General features: G+C 37.4%; 17 protein-coding genes and 1 pseudogene. 8 read left to right on the top strand and 10 right to left on the bottom strand.

The genetic code is table 11. From position 1 onward, the window contains the following. Nucleotides 1-331: 331 nt before the first annotated feature. Complete coding sequence (gene yiaA, locus AC58NB_RS07785; RefSeq protein WP_497426259.1) at nt 332-799, top strand: inner membrane protein YiaA; 468 nt, start codon at nt 332-334, stop codon at nt 797-799. 319 nt (nt 800-1,118) lie between these two features. Here the strand turns inward: yiaA and AC58NB_RS07780 are convergent, their stop codons facing one another. The 4 genes and pseudogenes from AC58NB_RS07780 to AC58NB_RS07765 form a co-directional block, all read right to left on the bottom strand. Further along, nucleotides 1,119-1,802: an amino acid ABC transporter permease gene (locus tag AC58NB_RS07780; protein WP_497426258.1), complete on the bottom strand. Its 684-nt coding sequence runs from the start codon at nt 1,800-1,802 to the stop codon at nt 1,119-1,121. A gap of 22 nt (nt 1,803-1,824) precedes the next feature. Continuing rightward, nucleotides 1,825-2,685 (bottom strand): transporter substrate-binding domain-containing protein, encoded by an 861-nt coding sequence (locus AC58NB_RS07775; protein WP_497426257.1) that lies wholly within the window; start codon nt 2,683-2,685, stop codon nt 1,825-1,827. A gap of 227 nt (nt 2,686-2,912) precedes the next feature. Beyond that, a pseudogene (locus tag AC58NB_RS07770) lies at nt 2,913-3,315 on the bottom strand (HIT family protein). A gap of 182 nt (nt 3,316-3,497) precedes the next feature. Beyond that, on the bottom strand, nt 3,498-4,595 hold the full coding sequence (locus AC58NB_RS07765; protein WP_497426256.1) for a YkvI family membrane protein: 1,098 nt from the start codon (nt 4,593-4,595) through the stop codon (nt 3,498-3,500). Between the two features lie 192 nt (nt 4,596-4,787). On the opposite strand from AC58NB_RS07765, the gene AC58NB_RS07760 reads away from it, so the two are divergent. Both AC58NB_RS07760 and AC58NB_RS07755 read left to right on the top strand, forming a co-directional pair. Further along, complete coding sequence (locus AC58NB_RS07760; protein ID WP_497426255.1) at nt 4,788-5,762, top strand: ADP-ribosylglycohydrolase family protein; 975 nt, start codon at nt 4,788-4,790, stop codon at nt 5,760-5,762. 651 nt (nt 5,763-6,413) lie between these two features. Further along, a complete protein-coding gene (locus tag AC58NB_RS07755) occupies nt 6,414-7,673 on the top strand; it encodes a cytochrome P450 family protein (protein ID WP_497426254.1) in 1,260 nt (419 codons plus the stop codon). Nucleotides 7,674-7,742: 69 nt separating this feature from the next. Here AC58NB_RS07755 and AC58NB_RS07750 read toward each other — a convergent pair whose 3' ends face one another. Beyond that, complete coding sequence (locus AC58NB_RS07750; protein ID WP_497426253.1) at nt 7,743-8,477, bottom strand: glucose 1-dehydrogenase; 735 nt, start codon at nt 8,475-8,477, stop codon at nt 7,743-7,745. A 331-nt stretch (nt 8,478-8,808) separates the two neighbouring features. Beyond that, a complete protein-coding gene (locus AC58NB_RS07745; RefSeq protein ID WP_497426252.1) occupies nt 8,809-9,201 on the bottom strand; it encodes a SpoIIAA family protein in 393 nt (130 codons plus the stop codon). 279 nt (nt 9,202-9,480) lie between these two features. Between AC58NB_RS07745 and AC58NB_RS07740 the strand changes: the two genes are divergently transcribed. The 3 genes from AC58NB_RS07740 to AC58NB_RS07730 all read left to right on the top strand — a co-directional run bounded on the left by AC58NB_RS07740 (nt 9,481) and on the right by AC58NB_RS07730 (nt 11,506). Further along, the gene (locus AC58NB_RS07740; protein ID WP_497426251.1) at nt 9,481-10,128 is read left to right on the top strand and encodes an SGNH/GDSL hydrolase family protein; all 648 of its coding nucleotides are present in this window, start codon (nt 9,481-9,483) and stop codon (nt 10,126-10,128) included. A 98-nt stretch (nt 10,129-10,226) separates the two neighbouring features. After that, nucleotides 10,227-11,111: an ROK family protein gene (locus AC58NB_RS07735; protein ID WP_497426250.1), complete on the top strand. Its 885-nt coding sequence runs from the start codon at nt 10,227-10,229 to the stop codon at nt 11,109-11,111. A gap of 167 nt (nt 11,112-11,278) precedes the next feature. Continuing rightward, on the top strand, nt 11,279-11,506 hold the full coding sequence (locus AC58NB_RS07730) for a hypothetical protein (protein ID WP_497426249.1): 228 nt from the start codon (nt 11,279-11,281) through the stop codon (nt 11,504-11,506). Between the two features lie 371 nt (nt 11,507-11,877). Here AC58NB_RS07730 and AC58NB_RS07725 read toward each other — a convergent pair whose 3' ends face one another. The 3 genes from AC58NB_RS07725 to AC58NB_RS07715 form a co-directional block, all read right to left on the bottom strand. Continuing rightward, complete coding sequence (locus AC58NB_RS07725) at nt 11,878-12,327, bottom strand: DUF3021 domain-containing protein (RefSeq protein WP_497426248.1); 450 nt, start codon at nt 12,325-12,327, stop codon at nt 11,878-11,880. A gap of 5 nt (nt 12,328-12,332) precedes the next feature. After that, a complete protein-coding gene (locus AC58NB_RS07720; protein ID WP_497426247.1) occupies nt 12,333-12,599 on the bottom strand; it encodes a hypothetical protein in 267 nt (88 codons plus the stop codon). Between the two features lie 315 nt (nt 12,600-12,914). Next, nucleotides 12,915-13,991: a YkvI family membrane protein gene (locus AC58NB_RS07715; RefSeq protein WP_497426246.1), complete on the bottom strand. Its 1,077-nt coding sequence runs from the start codon at nt 13,989-13,991 to the stop codon at nt 12,915-12,917. 358 nt (nt 13,992-14,349) lie between these two features. Here AC58NB_RS07715 and AC58NB_RS07710 point away from each other — a divergent pair, with 358 nt between their 5' ends. Further along, nucleotides 14,350-15,783: a carbon starvation CstA family protein gene (locus tag AC58NB_RS07710; protein WP_497426245.1), complete on the top strand. Its 1,434-nt coding sequence runs from the start codon at nt 14,350-14,352 to the stop codon at nt 15,781-15,783. A 317-nt stretch (nt 15,784-16,100) separates the two neighbouring features. Further along, nucleotides 16,101-16,784, top strand: a complete 684-nt coding sequence (locus tag AC58NB_RS07705) for a GNAT family N-acetyltransferase (protein WP_497426244.1) — start codon at nt 16,101-16,103, stop codon at nt 16,782-16,784. Nucleotides 16,785-17,023: 239 nt separating this feature from the next. Here the strand turns inward: AC58NB_RS07705 and AC58NB_RS07700 are convergent, their stop codons facing one another. Next, the gene (locus AC58NB_RS07700) at nt 17,024-17,713 is read right to left on the bottom strand and encodes an N-acetylmuramoyl-L-alanine amidase (RefSeq protein ID WP_497426243.1); all 690 of its coding nucleotides are present in this window, start codon (nt 17,711-17,713) and stop codon (nt 17,024-17,026) included. Between the last annotated feature and the right edge of the window lie 39 nt (nt 17,714-17,752).

Raw genomic sequence — 17,752 nt, 5'->3', positions numbered from 1 at the left:
AAAGCCTTCATCATATTTGACCACAAAAACACCCCTAAAGTTAGAATTGGTTCGTCTAACTTTAGGGGTGCACATCAAAATTCTGGTTGAACTTTTTATTTTGGCTATTATTATCAGTATGGGAATGCCCTTTCGTAGGGGGATATAAGATATTTTAATCCGCTAAACTAGTAAATAATCTTATATACAGGTAGGTAACTAGTTCTATGTATAGAAAAGTAAACAACGAAAAGGATAATATGTACTAATTTGTAAGAATATTCATATACTAGGTACGGAGGCAGATTTCTGCTTTACATATATTATTTTTAGAGAAGAGGTGAAAGATTCCGTGTCTAATGAGGATGAGTATTTATTAGATAACGAACAAAGTGTTCCTAAAAAGAAAGTCGAAAGACATCCGGGGGAACCGACGGGAGCTTTTAAAGGTGCTACGTGGGCGGCTTTATTAGTGGGAGTTGCTGCATATCTCATCGGATTATTTAACGCTTCTATGGAATTAAATGAAAAAGGGTATTATTTTGCAGTACTAGTATTTGGACTTTATTCATCAGTATCCTTACAAAAAGCGGTTAGAGATAGAGATGAGGATATACCTGTGACAGCCATCTACTATGGGATCAGTTGGTTTGCTCTTATTGTAGCGATTGCCTTGATGGGCATTGGGCTATACAATGCAGGAAGTATTGATTTGAGTGAAAAAGGATTTTATGGCATGTCATTTGTATTGAGTATATTCGCTGCCATAACCGTCCAAAAAAATATTCGGGATGCACAGATGGCCAAAGAACGAGCCTAGTTTTATACATTCTGGATAACTCGTGATTTAGTTAATATAAGGGGCTTTAGAGTTGGATAATAGTCTTTTTCTACTAGTCTTTGACTGAGAAAGGTAAAAAGTTTCAGCCAGTATAAGAAGCCATGCGCGAGTGGGGGAAACTTTTTCTAAATGTAGATATAGACTAGTAGTATTTATAAACATAATGGATTACTAAATTAGGAAATGACACCTTCAGTTTTAATATACTGGTTCATTCTTGAGTTGTACAAAAATGCCTGGAGATACTCCAGGCATTTTTATTATTTACAAGACTATTAAGCGGTCATGTTAATTTATTCTATTTTTGTAAATATACTTCTGCTCTTTTTTCTAAATAGCGTTGCAAGAGGGAGACTGCCGCACATATGCACCAATAGATGATCGCAACAAGGATATACATTGTCATATAATCAAATTCCCGTCCTCCGACAATTTTGGCATGCTGAAATATTTCAGGTACTGTAATCATGGCAGCTAGTGAAGAAGCTTTGATTAAATCCAGCAATACATTGGAAAGAGGGGGCAGTGCAATTCGTACAGCTTGTGGGAGAATGATGCCGCCCATGGTTTTCCAGTAGGATAAACCTAATGATTGAGATGCCTCCCATTGTCCTTTATCGACAGATCCAATTGCTGAACGATTGACTTCGGCAATATAAGCCGCACTGTTGATACTGAATCCAATTATAGCTGCTTGCATGGCTGTAAATTCAATTCCGATGATTGGAAAGCCGAAGTATAGAATAAAAATAATGACTAGAATTGGTACACCGCGCATAAAAGAGATGTACATACTGGCTGGCCAGCGCAGTAATTTACTTTTTGAGCTTCGCCCGAGAGCTAAAAAGAAACCTATTAATAATCCAAAAGCCATACTGATAAATGAAATCAAGAGGGTATTCGATAAGCCTTCAAGAACATATGGCAATGAATCAAGTGCTAATTCTGGGTTAAAAAGATATTGCCATTGGATATCTGCCATAAATTAATTCCCTTTCAATCTCTTACTGAACGGAGTCCAGTTGAACTTCCTTGGTGACATCTGCTCCATCATAGAACTGTTTGGAAAGCTCGGACATCGTCCCATCAGACTTCATTTCTTCCAATACTTTATTCATTTCTTTCAGTAACTCATTGTTCTCCTTTTTCATCAAAATGGCTTGATTACTAGGATTGTATTTAATATTCGGATGAACGGTAATATCGAATTCCGGGAATGCAGCTACAGCTAAACGCTGCGTATAATAATCATTTAGAATAATATCTGTTCTCCCAGTGGATACATCTCGCAAATACTGATCATTTGTCGCATTATCGTAGATGATTTCTTCTGCACCGTGTTCACGTGCTACTTCCATATATGTAGTAGTTGCTTCACCGGCTGCTTTTTTACCTTTTAAGCTATCAAGATTTTTGATGCCGGATAAATCAGATTTCCTCACAATGGCTGCACCATAGGAATATTTGTAGGGCTCTGTGAATGCAAATTTTTCTTTTCTTTCATCTGTAGCCGTAATATCATTGACGGCTATGTCTGTTTGACCATTGTTTATGGAAGATAGCATTCCGTCAAAGGCCATTTCCGTGAATTCCGCTTCTAAGTTCAATCGTTTAGCTACTTCTCGTGTTACTTCCACATCGTATCCAGTTAATTCATTTGTTTCTGAATCATGATAGGAAGCGGGATATAATGTCCCAGAAGTCGCAACTTTTAGTTTGCCGGATTCTTTAATGGTGTCCCAACCGCTCTTTTCTTCTTTTTTACTTTCTTCTCCTTTGTCACTACTGCAAGCGGCAGCAACCAAAGCCAGTGTAGCAATTGTAAGAATGGAGATCATTCGTTTAAATCTATTTTTATTTATCATCTTTTCACCTCGACTATCATTATATTTGAAAATATTGTATATGTCATTTGGGAATAAAAAGGAAACACTAAAGAATTGTAGAGATTAAGTAAAACAACGAATACAAATAGTGTTAATATACTGGAAGGGATTCGTAGGGAAATGCCAGTTTACTAAACTCATTAACTTTCTCTTGTTTATAAAGTACTAAAACTTAGTGGAATGGATGAACAAAAAGGTAGTGGAGATTAATCCAAAACCTTTAGCATTTCACTGATTTTTCTTTTTGTCTTTTCTAATTCATGATCCTTTTCTACAAGTGTTTTACCATCTTCAGAATAGAAATCCGCAAAATTTTGTCCTTCATACCGCGGAACTACATGCATATGAAAATGTGATAATTCATCAAAAACTCCACCGTTCTGACAAACTGTAATTCCATCAGGATTAAACAAATTCTTTATTGCTTTTGTTAGCATCCTTGCTGCCTTCATTACCGAGTTTTCGGTATTTTCGTCAAATTCACGGCAAAATCAAAACGTGTCCTTCATTATAAGGCTCGATATCTAAGATACAACAAACATAATCATCTTCATAAACTACATGAACATTTTCATTTTTATGTGCTAAATTACAGCCTAAACAATTCATTTAGTTCCCCCTTTATTAAATTATATACTCATTTAAATAAGCACAGATAGAATATATGAATGACAGAAAAGAATCCTATACTCCAATCTTTCAAACTAATAAATGGTGAGGTTTAATTATTCATTTTTTGTTAAAAAAAGCCCCGTACCTATAGTGGTACGGGGAAGGAATACGTTGATGCTTCAGACTACTTTCTTTTCTTTTTCTTCCATACTAGCGATCCGATTAATTTCGGGAGCGTGATGCTTAGATTTAATCCAGGACCAGCCAATGGCTGCGAGTAAAATAAATCCGACATAGCCCATGATTGGGTATACGGTGTTTACCAATACTGAAAAACCTGCAAAGCTAAGGCCAAAACCGATTATTCCAATGATAACGACTGAAGGATGAAAGAAGCGTCCTTGTGGAATAAGTCGCACTGAAAAAGCATAAAACATTCCCACGCTTGTATTGTAAATCATAGCCAGCAGAATAATAGATAAAAGATTCCCGACTAATGGCGAAATATTATTGGCTAAAAATAAAGTCGGCATCTCTACAATTTGCATATTGGCCATATTAGTCATCATACCTATATTGATTAGCAGCAAGAGTACGCCCAGCAGGATCCCTCCAAGGATTCCGCCGATAGCTGCCTGCTTTTTATTTTTAAACGTTCCGCTAATAACAGATAACATTGAAAATCCAACTGCAACATTGAAGGATACATAAAGCAATGCAGACATGAACCAATTAGAAGCCGCAGCTTTATCCAAATCAACGTTTTGCTCTATTTCCATAGGGTTAATACCATTGGTAAATAGCGCATGAGCTGCAATGAAGATCATAATGACTAATAAAAATGGTGTGATAGAGCTGATAATTCCGATGATTTTCTCTACCTTTAACAGCATAGTTAAAACAGTAATAACGGTCATAAACAAGGAACCCCAAAAGGCAGGAATGCCAAACTGTTGCTCAACAATCGACCCTGCGCCTGCGATCATGATTACACCTACACCAAATAAAAAGAAAGACAAAATAATGTCCAGTGTTTGGCCTAGAAGGCGCCCACACAGAACCTCAATTATTTCTTTATGTGAGGTAGCTTGCATATGGCTGCCTAATTGGGAAAGCTGCATGGCGATAAAGGCGAATAATACGGTTGCCAGCAAGATGGCGGGTATACTATAGAAACCGAAATTAGTAAAAAACTGCATGATTTCTTGGCCAGAGCCAAATCCGGCTCCAACAATGACTCCGACAAAAGCACCGGCAAGGTATAAACTTTGTTTCATTATATCAGTCCTCTTTGTATGGATTTAAAACGATATCCGTTAATTGAGTATTTTGATATATTACCATATTATCTATGTTATCACAAATATCAGAAAATAGTATTTGATTTTTAGATAGGAAAATAATTACCAATTTAGATATAGTGATTCATTTGATAAAATGATTGAAAAGGCAGTATGGGAGGAGATAAGATGGCCTCAAAAAATGAATGGATACCAGCAGAGAGATTAAAAGAAACGTTATATTCTACTATTTTAGGCGGCATTATCGGGGATGCTCTTGGTGTACCGGTAGAGTTTAAAGCGAGAAATGCCGGAGTTACGGATATGATTGGCTTCGGAACTTATAATATGCCTCCAGGAACATGGTCCGATGATACGTCATTAACCATGTGCCTGATTGAAAATTTAATAGAAGAGAAAGATGAAACGGATTTAATGAACCGTTTTGTTGCCTATCGTGATCAAGGGTATTGGACGCCATATGGGGAGATGTTTGACATTGGCATTGCAACTGTAACGGCTATTGACCGTTTTAAGAAGGGGATACCGGCTGCCCAATGTGGAGGCAAAACAGAATATGATAATGGAAATGGTGCACTCATGCGTATAGCTCCTCTTGTCTTTACCCTATGGCAAGAGACCGATTTTCAGATGAGAAAAAAGGAAATAGAGCGTATTGCACACGTGACACATGGCCATCCAAGATCTACCCTCGGTACGATGATCTACGTCGAATTCTTATTAAATTTATTTCATAAACATTCTCCTATGGATTCATTGGAAATGGCTATCAACATATGCCAGAAAGAATTGGCATCAGAGGATGCGTATACACGTGAATTTAGCGCATATGAACGAATCTTTAGTCGAAGTATACTCGAAGCTGAACGAGATGATATTCGTTCAGATGGTTATGTCGTTCACTCGCTCGAAGCAGCTTTATGGTGTTTCTTTAAACATTCTACGTATGAAGATGCTGTACTTGAAGCAGTTAATCTAGGCAGTGATACGGATACGATTGCTTTTATAACAGGTACATTGGCTGGTATGTATTACGGAATGGATAAGATACCAGAAAAATGGGTGAATGCTCTGGTCAGTAAAGACAAAATCATTAACCTTTGTGATCGCTTTTATGCCTATTGCATGGAGAAGGCGAACTAATCTTAGAAAAGAATATAGGATGAATATTTAGCAAGGATCTGATCAAAAGTCAAAGAAGAATGACTTTTGAACAGGTCCTTTTTTTGTGGAGTTACATGCTTTTTGTCCTATAAATTGGGCGAAAAGATACCTTAATGGTTGAAAGAGGTTTATGACTATGTGCCGATTGTAGGAAAGAAGACTGTCTAATGAGAACTAGAAAAACTACATAGACATAAAAGATTAGGGAGTAATCTAACTAAATTTTGTTCTGGAAATAAGTTTTTTTATAAAATTCTATATATTAAATGATAGAGAATTACTGATCATAAAGAACCAGTACAAAAGTTTGTGGAAGATGACTTTTGTACTGGTTCTTCTTTTAATCGATAGGTTATTTAACCTTTCTAACCTTTTACTAACCAGTAATAGATATAGTTTAAAAGACATCTATTTGCATGTGGCATGACGGGGCTTATTATGCTGACCCTTCCTTATACCTATACGAAAAAAGTACTTTACTCGCATTTACTCTGTGGTAGGGGAATAGTACTCTAAGAATAGAATGCACAAATTAAAGTACTATAAACAGAGTATTTTAGTTTGCTTGAATGAATAATGAGAATGATAATAAGAAACTTTGAGAAACTATTTTGAAAGGTAGGTAGACTAATGAATAAGACAGATGAAGTGGTATCCAACCAGGTTTTAGGCGTGTTAAGTGGACAAAGCAAGGAAGACCCGTTTTCTATATTTGCAAAAATGCGCGAGATAGGACCAGTCGTTTCAATTCCCAATCCTTTAGGAGAAACAGATCGTCAATCCTGGATGGTTGTACATATGAATGAAGCCATTCAAATCCTTAAAAACCACAAACAATTCACTGTAGATCCTGCCTCTATTGACGGAGAGAAAGGTTTTAGAGATAAGATTACGAGTGAGGAAGATTCCTCAGCACCAGATACCTTCTTTACCGGGAAATCCATGCTTTTTGTAGATGGAATAGACCATAGAAGATTACGTATGTTGGTCTCAAAAGCTTTTACACCGCGATATATGGAAGGATTACGACCACGTATTCAAGAGATTGCGGATGAATTATTGGATAAAGTTCAATCTAAAGGCGAAATGGATCTTGTAAAAGACTATGCTTATCCATTACCAATTAATGTGATTTCGGAAATGTTAGGTGTGCCACACGAAGATCGTGAAAAACTTAATATATGGTCCTCTGCGATTGCGAAGGGAATGGGCTGGGGGAGACAAGACCCTAGTGTAGTAGCACATTTACAGGAATTTGGAGTATATACCAAAAATCTAGTGGCAAAAAAGAGAGAAAATCCTTCTGATGATTTAATTAGTCAGCTGATTGCCATCGAAGCAGAGGGCGAACGTCTAGACGAATCAGAATTAATCTCGATGATTACTTTATTAATTTTTGCTGGGCATGAAACAACATCAAACTTAATTGCAACGGGGTCGATGTTGCTATTTGAACATCCAGAACAACTTGAAACAGTAAAAAATGACCTCAGTTTAGTTCCATCAGCTGTAGAAGAATTATTACGTTTCAATGGTCCATCTACAAGTGTTGGTCCACGCTTTGCAAAGGAAGATGTAGAGATAAGTGGCCAGAAAATCAAAAAGGGAGATATGGTTCTTGTGATGGTAAAAGCCGCAAATCGTGATAAGGAAGTATTTACTGATTCAGAAGGATTGGATATTAAGCGGAAAATAGAACAGCATCTTGCCTTTGGACATGGCCTGCATACATGTCTGGGCTCTCCACTTGCACGCTTAGAAGGGGATATAGCATTTACTACTCTATTAAAACGTTTCCCCAATTTAAGACTGAATGTACCTCAGGAGAAAATTGAATGGCAATATGCTCTTTCCTCCCAGGGGCTTGATTCACTGCCTGTTGCCTTTTAATTTAATTGTAAGTTGATAGTATGTAAAAAAGCCAAAACCTTTAAAAGGTTTTGGCTTTTGGTGTTACGTTTATTGTGCTGTTAAACCGCCATCAATAATGAACTCACTACCAGTTGAGTAGCTGGATTCATCAGATGCCAAGTAAAGAACTAAGTTAGAAACTTCTTCAGGTTGAGCTACACGTTTAAGAGGGATATGCTTAGCAAATTCCTCTACCGCTGCTTTTGTATCTTCTTGTACAACCATTGGCGTAGCAATAACACCTGGGTGTACAGAGTTAACGCGAATTCCGTAATTTGCACATTCAATTGCCGCTGCTTTTGTCATACCGCGTACAGCAAATTTAGTATCTGTATAACCGATGGCACCGGCTACGATACCGTTCATGGAGGAGATATTAACAATCGATCCGCCGCCTGCTTTTTGCATAGCTGGAATAACTGTTTTCATTCCCAAGAATACAGAAACTTGGTTAATATCAACGATGCGGCGGTACTCTTCTTCAGTCGTTTGTAAAATAGATTTTGCCATAGTAATACCGGCGTTATTAACCAATACGTCTACTTTACCGAATGCTTTTTCCGCTTCTTCAACTACTTTGTTCCAGTCGTCAGCGCTTGTAACATTTTGTTTTACAAATAAAGCGTTCTCTCCAAGTTCTGCAGCTAATGCTTGACCTTTTTCTTCATTAAGATCTGTTAAAACTACTTTAGCGCCTTCTTCCAATAATTTACGAGCATGTGTTGCACCCATACCTTGTGCAGCCCCAGTAATAATAGCAACTTTTCCTTCTAAACGTGCCATGATGTATTCCCCCTAAGTGCCCAATTTCAAATATTAGGCATATTATCCTACACTTATAAATTAACAAATAAATGATCTATTTGTCTAATAATTAAGATTATATCATTATAGTTCCATAATATATAGATTTTTTTGGAAATTTTATCGTCTGATGGTTTTGATATACACGTGTCTATATTCGTATCATATCTTTGCGATGGATAGGTCTTTTATAACAACTTTATTATTTATACGAAACCTAAATCATTCTATTGTGAGGTTTGACAGTAAATTATTTGATGAACCGAACAAAAACAAAAACCCCATCTTAAATGGGGATTCCACAACTACATTAAAGGATAACGTTTGTTGGGTCGTCTTTCTGTTTATAATCGAGAATCCAATTCCAAGCCTCATCCAGCTTGCCGGTTTCAAAATGCTTTGCTTTGATTCCAGGTACAAAATTGCTGAGAGTTGCAATCATGGTGGACCAGCTTTTGTCTGCTACAATCGCAATCTTGTTGAATTGATTTATTCGTTTTGTATCAAATTTAATTCCCTGAGCCAGACCTTTAAGGCTGGCACCATCGACATTATCCACGACAGCCAATAAATTAAATTCTTTACCGTCCAATAAATTTTCTTTTATAAATTTATCTAATTTGCGTGCATCTTCTTCAGTAGATTTACCAGACATCTCTACTGCAATGGTGGAAGGATCTTTACTAGGTAAAAACGTTAGCATTTCTATTCCTCCTTAAAAATCGTTCTATTACACAATTCCCTTGTAGAACGAAATCAAACCAGAAATTGTATGTTACAGGGATTGATTCATCCTTTAACTTTGTTTAACGATCGACTGTGACAGTACTATTTAAAGAATGTACAAATTTCATTATTTAAAATAAGATGGTACTCCTTCTATGATTTGTCAATATATACAAATAATTCAGTAAAGTTTAAAATAAGCGTAATACTCAGAATTTGTTTTGGATTATATTAGTGCATAAGGGAGGATTTGTTGATGGATAACAATCATAAAATGATCTTTATTGGTGATAGCATTACTGAATGGGGACGAGAAGGAGATCCTGAAGATATTGGAACAGGATATGTACGGTTGATTCATGATTATTTAGTTACCTCCTATCCTGAGAAGGAGTTTACTATATTAAACAGGGGAATCGGGGGTAACCGGATTACAGACTTAGCAAACAGATGGCAGCATGATGTCCTTGATGAAAATCCTTCCTATGTGTCGATTTCTATTGGGATTAATGATGTTTGGCGCCAAGTTGATCATCCGGACATGGAACAGGTATACCCTGAGCAATTTGAAGAAGTTTATACCGATTTATTGACTCAGGTAAAGGATAAGACCAAGGCTGTGATTATTTTAATGGAACCGACAATCATTGAAGAAGATATCGAATCAGAGGGGAATCAAAAGCTCCTGGCCTATAGCAGCATTGTTAAAAAACTGGCGGACAAATATGAGGCCATTCATGTTCCAACTCATGAAGCCTTTATCCGATACTTGCAGGCCAGTACCGGCTACCAGCTAACTATTGACGGAGTACATACAAATTCAGCCGGGAATATGTTGATGGCAAAAACATGGATTCAAGCATTTGAAAAGTACAGTAAAAAGGAAGATAGCTATACTCAGTAATAAGATAGCGCATTAGTACCAATTATAGAGCACCGAATTTGTATAAGAAGAAGATAAGTTTTTTCGAGTTTACTATTCTTAGAGCAGGATGTGAAATTATGGCATTACTTGTTTTTGATATTGGCGGTTCGGCTATAAAGTATGGGGTTTGGTATGATGAAGAGATTGTGGAAAAAGGATCAATGGTTACGCCATCTACCTGGGAGGAAATGAAGTCCTCTTTACTGCAAATTAAGCAAAAATTTACTGAACAATATAAGATTAACGGCGTTGCCATCAGTTCACCAGGAGCGGTTAACCAAAAAACAGGAATCGTGGAAGGTGCGAGTGCGGTTCCCTACCTTCATGACTTCGAGATTACTCCTGAGTTAACAGAGCTTTTTGGTTGTCCTATTTCTATGGAAAATGATGCGAATTGTGCAGCACTGGCGGAATTATGGAAAGGCGCAGCAAAAGGGCTGAAGGATGTTATTTTTGTAGTGGTCGGTTCTGGTATAGGCGGTTCGGTCATTGTCGATGGGAAGATTCATCAGGGGAAACATCTTTTTGGGGGCGAGTTTGGGTATATGCTCTTAAACCGAGACCAGACCTTTAGCACGTTAGCCAGCCCTGTCCATATGGCCAAACGATATGCTGCGCGTATGAATCTGCCAAGCAGGGAAGTCAATGGGAAGGAAGTATTTGAACTAGCGGAGCAGGGTGATGAGGTGGCAATTGACGAAACGGAAAAACTCTATTACAGCTTGGCACAAGGAATCTATAATTTGCAGTACAGCTATGATCCTGAAAAAATTATTATTGGTGGGGGTATATCAGCGAAACCAGATCTAATCCCACAATTACAGTGCAAATTCAAGGAGATACTAGAGAAGGTAAAGATAGCGAAAATGGTACCCGATATCGAGATTTGCCAGTTTAAAAACGATGCCAATCTCATTGGAGCGGTATACAATTATCAACAGAATCATGGTGAAAGCAACTAAATGAAAAAAAATCCTGCAACGTATAGATGCAGGATTTTTTATAGGTTTGATAATTTTCACTCATTCTCCAAATAGCATAGATTAGCATGAAAAGATCCCTTGAAGTAAAATTTTTAGTATAATATTATATTGAAATAATAAAAAGTTATATAAGTAGGTGCTAAATTATGTTTAAAAATCCAGCTGTATGGACACTTATTACAGCCATTATAACGGCTCTAGTTTATATTGACCTTTATTTTCTTGAGCTATTTATATTCACTATTCCTTTAGCTGTTTTAATTGCTATTATTTCAACCAGTATATCTATCATGCAAAAAAAATATGTATACATATTTTTAAACGTACCATTAGCATTCATTGCATGTATGAGTTATATCATATTTCCGTGGTAAAATGACTTTAATAGGATAAGTCTGCTTAAATACTTCGAAAGATATCCAAATTCTTTTTTTGAATATTTTCCAGGAAATAATTACCTTTTGTGGCGGACGGCATGAAAAAAAGTCTCAAGACACCATCATGACAAGATTGTTTTTACGACGGTAACAGTAAATCGGTAAGAATCGATTTTTATAGAATCATCCCATCTATATTGTTTCGTAAAAAGGTGACCCTTGTTATAAGGTCACCTTTTTTACTAACTTCATAGATGGTCTTTATCGAACACTTGATATTTAAGTCTTTATCAGGTTCAGCGCTGTTTTTATTGGAATTAATAGGGATACAACCATACCTTTTGTTAATAGTAAGGGGAATCGGAAAGTTAAGATTTATTTAAAGAATGATTCAAACGAGTGATTTTTCGTCTCCAAAATACATATTGACTAATCCAGATGATTAAATAGAGGACCACGAAGATAAGGAAGTAGAGTAAGAACCCTTTAAAGGAATGTTGCATCCAATGCGAGTAATAGGCGACAGGAAACATGGCTACGGTAACTAAGCAAAAGTGTAAGCTTGTTTGTTTGATGAGGCTCCAATGATCTTGTTCAAAAATGAGAGAGCCGGCAGCAAATGCGATTCCCAATAGTCCGCTTAATATAAATTGCAACAGATAAGCATTTAATTCTGAACCCATGGTCTCAATTAAGCTTGGTACCACAGCATAAAACGTTCCATCCCCAACGCCAAGTGAAATGCAAAGAGTTATAAAAGTGGAGATAAAAACGCCTAGTGGAAATCCTAGTGCACTTCTTACGATAATTGATTTCATATCCATCACCTCATATTCCTAAATGTTCTTTGTCGCAAACGTAATTTCTCATTTGTTACTTGTGCATAAACATATGGCCCTTCTGTGTAGATGCGCAGGATATCGTCCTGGCGTATTAAAACAATTTCATCTTCTTTATATCCTATCAAGGAATGAATTTCATCGCCTGACAGTTTCTCGAGTAAATTTGAAATTTCAGCTGTCATCTCCTTTGCATGTATGACGATTTTGGGTTCTTCATACTCCCCATCTAACTGGATTTCGATTTTCAATTTTCCACCCCCAATAGTTATAGTTCTTAACGATCTACCCTCATTATAGGTAGATATTGGCAATGATTCTACGCCATTTCTATAACTGGTTACTTTCTCATTATAAATGGATGAAGTGAAGGAATAGCTTGGCGATTTTAAGCATCGTAAGAGATACCTTTCCTCTGAAGGATAGGCTTTGACTTCTACACTATACTAGTTCAGTGTAGTAAGCCATGAGGGGATATAGTGGTTTCATAAGGTGGATTTTATGTTCCAAAAGTTATGGATAGCATTAAAAACGGGATTCATCAAATTTGACGAATCCCGTTTCTTTTATAGTGGATTGCTAGTATCTGTAGGCTTCTTTAAAGGCTTCATTCTAATGGAAGCGATAATGAGTACAACTATTAAAATCATACCCAGGTATCCAAACAGTGGGTAGAAGAAGGATACTAACTGCTTGAATCCAAAGAAGCTTGCTCCAAATGCAACGAGTACGGAGACAATCACGAACCAATTGTATTTTTTCGTTTTAGGGGCAAAGAAGCGTGTCCCAAACGAAAAGAACATACTGACAGCCGAATTAAAAATCATGCCGAACAGAATGATCGAATAGAGAATTCCAAATAACGGAGATAGTTGATTAGCCAATCCTAAAGAAGGCATATCCAAGTGCCCTACCAAATCGACTTTTGCAAAGATGGCTAGATGATGTAAGACAATTAAGATTCCTACACCTATACCTCCCGCCAGTCCTCCAATTGAAGCTATTTTCTCATTGGGTTCATCTCCGCCCATTACCAAGCTCATGGATGCGCCCATCGCAATCGCAAGTGAAACATAATTAATGAGAGAAGTCAGCCAATGGTTGGTAGCAGAAGGCTGTTCGTTCGCTAGGGAATCCAATTCCATGAAAGAAAAATCCATGGTCATCATACTATGTATAAATAATACAACCACTCCCAATATGAGAAAAGGAGTTATCATAGCGATTACTTTTACAACCCGGTCTACGTTGGATAGGATTGTGAGTAAAATGAGAACGGTCATGAGGATGATGCCGACGTAACTTGGCAATCCAAATTGCTGAGTGAAAATAGATCCTGAACCTGAAATCATGACAACGCCAATTCCAAAAAGGATAAATATGAGGATAGAATCGATGAAAACGCCGAGGTAACGCCCACTGATTTTATAGATAACTTCCTTATGTGAGTCTGTCTGAAGCCGGCTGCCCAGCTTCGTTAAAACCATTCCCAAATATCCAAACAATAGGATGGAAAGGATGGCTCCAATCGTTCCTTTCATACCGAAACTGCTAAAATACTGTAAAATTTCTTGCCCTGAAGCAAACCCGGCACCTATGATAATTCCCATAAATGCACTGGCGATTTTAAAAATATTCTTCATGTCTCCTCCATTCATAGATGTGTGTTCATTATTTGAGGAACTATTATACCACTGGATCTGAAGGGAAAAAAGTCCTCAAAAAATCATTTTCCCTACAAAAATAGTGTTAAACATAAAATATCTAAAATAGAAGAATTTGTTTTTGTAAGAGAGTGATAGGTGAATGCAATTTTTAGGTACATAGATGGATAATCGTTACCTGTCTACCTAAAGCAACAAGTGATACGAAAACATTTTTAAAAATTAAGAGAAATTTTTCTAAATATAAATAATATTCAGAAAAGTAATTGTAGAATCAAAATATCTAGTATATAATTCGGATTATCTGGTAAATAAAACGTTATTTGGGAGGGTCTGCATGTTTACACTCATAGGTTCAATTGTTCTATTAATAGTGGCTTATATGGTTTATGGTAAGTTTGTAGAAAAGGTGTTTGTTGTGAATGATCAGACACCGACACCGGCCTATACGAAAGCAGACAATATGGATTATGTTCCAATGCCGGCTTGGAAGGGCTGGACTATTCAGTTATTGAATATTGCTGGACTTGGCCCGATTTATGGAGCTATCACAGGCGCTTTATATGGTCCAGTAGCGATGGTTTGGATTGTTCTTGGATGTATTTTTGCGGGTGCGGTCCATGACTATTTTGCGGGAATGCTTTCTGTTCGTCATGGAGGGGCGCAGTTCCCCACCCTGGTACAAAAATATTTAGGAAAAGTCATGCGTGTATTTACAGACATTGTTTCAGTCGTTTTAATGATTTTAGTGGCGGCTGCATTCACGGCAGGTCCTGCAGCTGTTATTGCAGCTAAAACAGGCATAACATTCATGGTTGCGGTAATCATTATTTTTATATATTTCTTTTTAGCAGCAATTTTACCGATCAATAAAATTATCGGTCGAATCTATCCATTATTCGGTGCGGTATTATTAATTATGGCTGGTGCCGTTTTAATATCGTTAATAACTTCAGATATTAAAATGCCTGAATTGTCATTTGCCAATCTGCATCCCACTGAATTACCGGTATGGCCGTTATTGATGGTGACAATCTCTTGTGGTGCCATTTCGGGCTTCCACTCCACACAAAGTCCGATTATCTCTCGTACCTTGAAAAAAGAAACAGAAGGTCGGAAAGTATTTTATGGAGCGATGATCGGTGAAGGGATCATTGCTTTAATCTGGTGTGCAGCTGGGATGAGTTTCTACGGAGGGACCGGAGGACTGGGAGAAGTTATGGCATCTGTTGGTCCAGGTGGCGTTGTTGATGAGATTTCGATTGGACTCTTGGGAACTGTCGGTGGATTATTGGCTGTGCTGAGCGTGATTATCCTTCCCATCACGACGGGAGACACTTCTCTACGGTCAGCACGTATGATTGTACTTGATTTCCTCGGATCCCGTGTAAAAGGCAATCCAAAAACAGTGGCCGTTCTGGCAACTGTTGCAGTCACGGTTCCGGCATTTTACCTTTCAACTATTGATTATCAATTTTTATGGCGCTATGTCGGGATGACAAACCAAATGGTAGCGACTGTCATGTTATGGGTAGCAACCTCATATTTGTTAAAAGAAGCGAAGTTGCATTGGATCTCAGGATTACCGGCATTGTTTATGACAGCAGTCGTCTTTACTTATTTGATGGTCGCACCGGAAGGGTTCGGGTTGGATTATGATTTATCCATGATTATTGGATTATCAGCAACAGCAGCTGTTGGCGTATTTTATGCCTATCAAATTATGCGATTTAGCAAACTGAATGTCCCTCTACTTGATGAAAAATTATGATATTGTGCATTTACGTTCATTACATGAAAATGTGATGAGGGTAAATGCTTTTTTTTTGCTTCGTCAGAGAAGATGAATGTTTGTTTTACGAGGGATTATTGAAAAGGAAACAAGAATTAGCTTTATGCCATGGCAAAAGGACGCTGTTTGCCTTTCTATCCTATTAACATATTTCTAGTTTATCTGGGATGCTATTTAAAAATAAAAAGAAATACACTTTTTAATAAAAATAGGTAAAATGGGATATTGTTTAAATTTTCTTGATAAAATAGTTTAGAGCATTGCATATAGGGTTTCAATGAGAGGAGAGACTTTAGATGATCGATCAAGGTATGTTTCCCAATGGACAAGCTTATGTTGTTCGCCGATTAACAGAAACTGATATCCCTCAAGTGTTAAGTTTGCAGAATAAAGTGGTAAGGCATTTAGATGATCCCACGAGCCTTCAGCCTCTTTCAGAAGAGGAGTTCCGTTACATAACGAATGGAAATGGTCTATTAATCGGTGTTTTTGTGGAGATGGAATTGATTTCATTCCGCGCTTTAGTTGTGCCGGAGACACGGGAGGACCATTTGGGAATCGATGCAGGCCTGCCAGAGAGCGAATTGGATTTTGTTATTTATCAAGACATTAGCAATGTTGACCCGGAATGGCGTGGGTTCAGCCTTCAGCGGCGAATGGCAACATGGATCATGGATGAACTGGCACGCAGTGGACACCCCTATAAATATGTATGTTCGACAGTTGCTCCATTTAACATCCCGAGTCTAAAGGACAAGTTTGCTCAAGGAATGGAAATAGTTGCATTGAAGCCTAAGTATGGAGGGAATTTACGTTATATCTTCTTTAAGCAGCTCGGAAGCGCCAATAAAAGAGAAGGAGAACCGGTAGTATGCCAAATGGCTGATACGAAAGGTCAACAAAAACTTCTCGCACAGGGCTATCGCGGACAGAAGCTAGAAATGATTGATCAAGTATACTATGTGGAATACCGAAAATGAATAGAAGACCTGGTTTCGGGTGCTTTATCTGGACATTGAGGGGCACCGAAACAAAGCCGGTGGGGGTACTTAAAAGGAAGGTATGTAATCGCTACAGACGTTTTATACTTTTTGAAAAGAATTTATTATGATGTTAGAAAGCTTTTAAAATCAATTTACTCCGTTATATTTGGAAGTGATATTTGTTCATTCATACAAAAAATAACCCTACCCAAATAATCGGCAGGGTTATTTTGAAATTATTTTACTCTCAAGGATTGACCGACTACGATTGTGTAATCGCTGTCTAATCCATTCCAATTTTTGATTTGTTGTACGCTACTTCCGAATGTTCGGCTTAACGAATACACAGTATCATCCCTTACGACTGTATGATAAACCGGAGTACTTTTCTTTGTAAGTTTGAAACTCTTTGCAATTCCATTTACATGACCTCTGGCTAAGGATTCAATAAAGGATGCTGATTTTAATTTATTGGCATCTGCAGCATTATCAATAAACCCGTTTTCAGATAAAAACGCAGGCATGTTTGATTCACGTAGTATATGGAAGTCTGCAGTTTTCTTTCCACGGTCTTTAAGATCAACTAGTTTCATGATTTCCGCGTGAATAGTAGATTGATAAGATTTTGTTGTACTACCTGCTCCTGGATAAACATAGTCCTCATAGCCTGTCCCACCGCCGGCATTGATATGAACAGAAAGATAAAAAGATGCTCCCCATGAATTAGCCTCATTGGTCCGTTGGGATAATGAACGAGTAGAATCTACTGTACGGCTCATTTTGATTGTTACGTTATTGTATTCTGAAGTAAGAATATTTTTAATCCGCGTAGCAAGCTGCAAAGTTAGAATTTTTTCCATCAATCCAAATCCAGCTGCACCTGTGTCTGTACCGCCATGACCTGGATCGATATAAATTTTCACCATTATTTTAATCACCTCACAATAATATATTGTTTTATTCAA

Source organism: Pradoshia sp. TA40_28 (assembly GCF_059694525.1).
The sequence above is the reverse complement of the archived record's forward strand: the minus strand, read 5'-3'. Positions and strand labels throughout refer to the sequence as shown.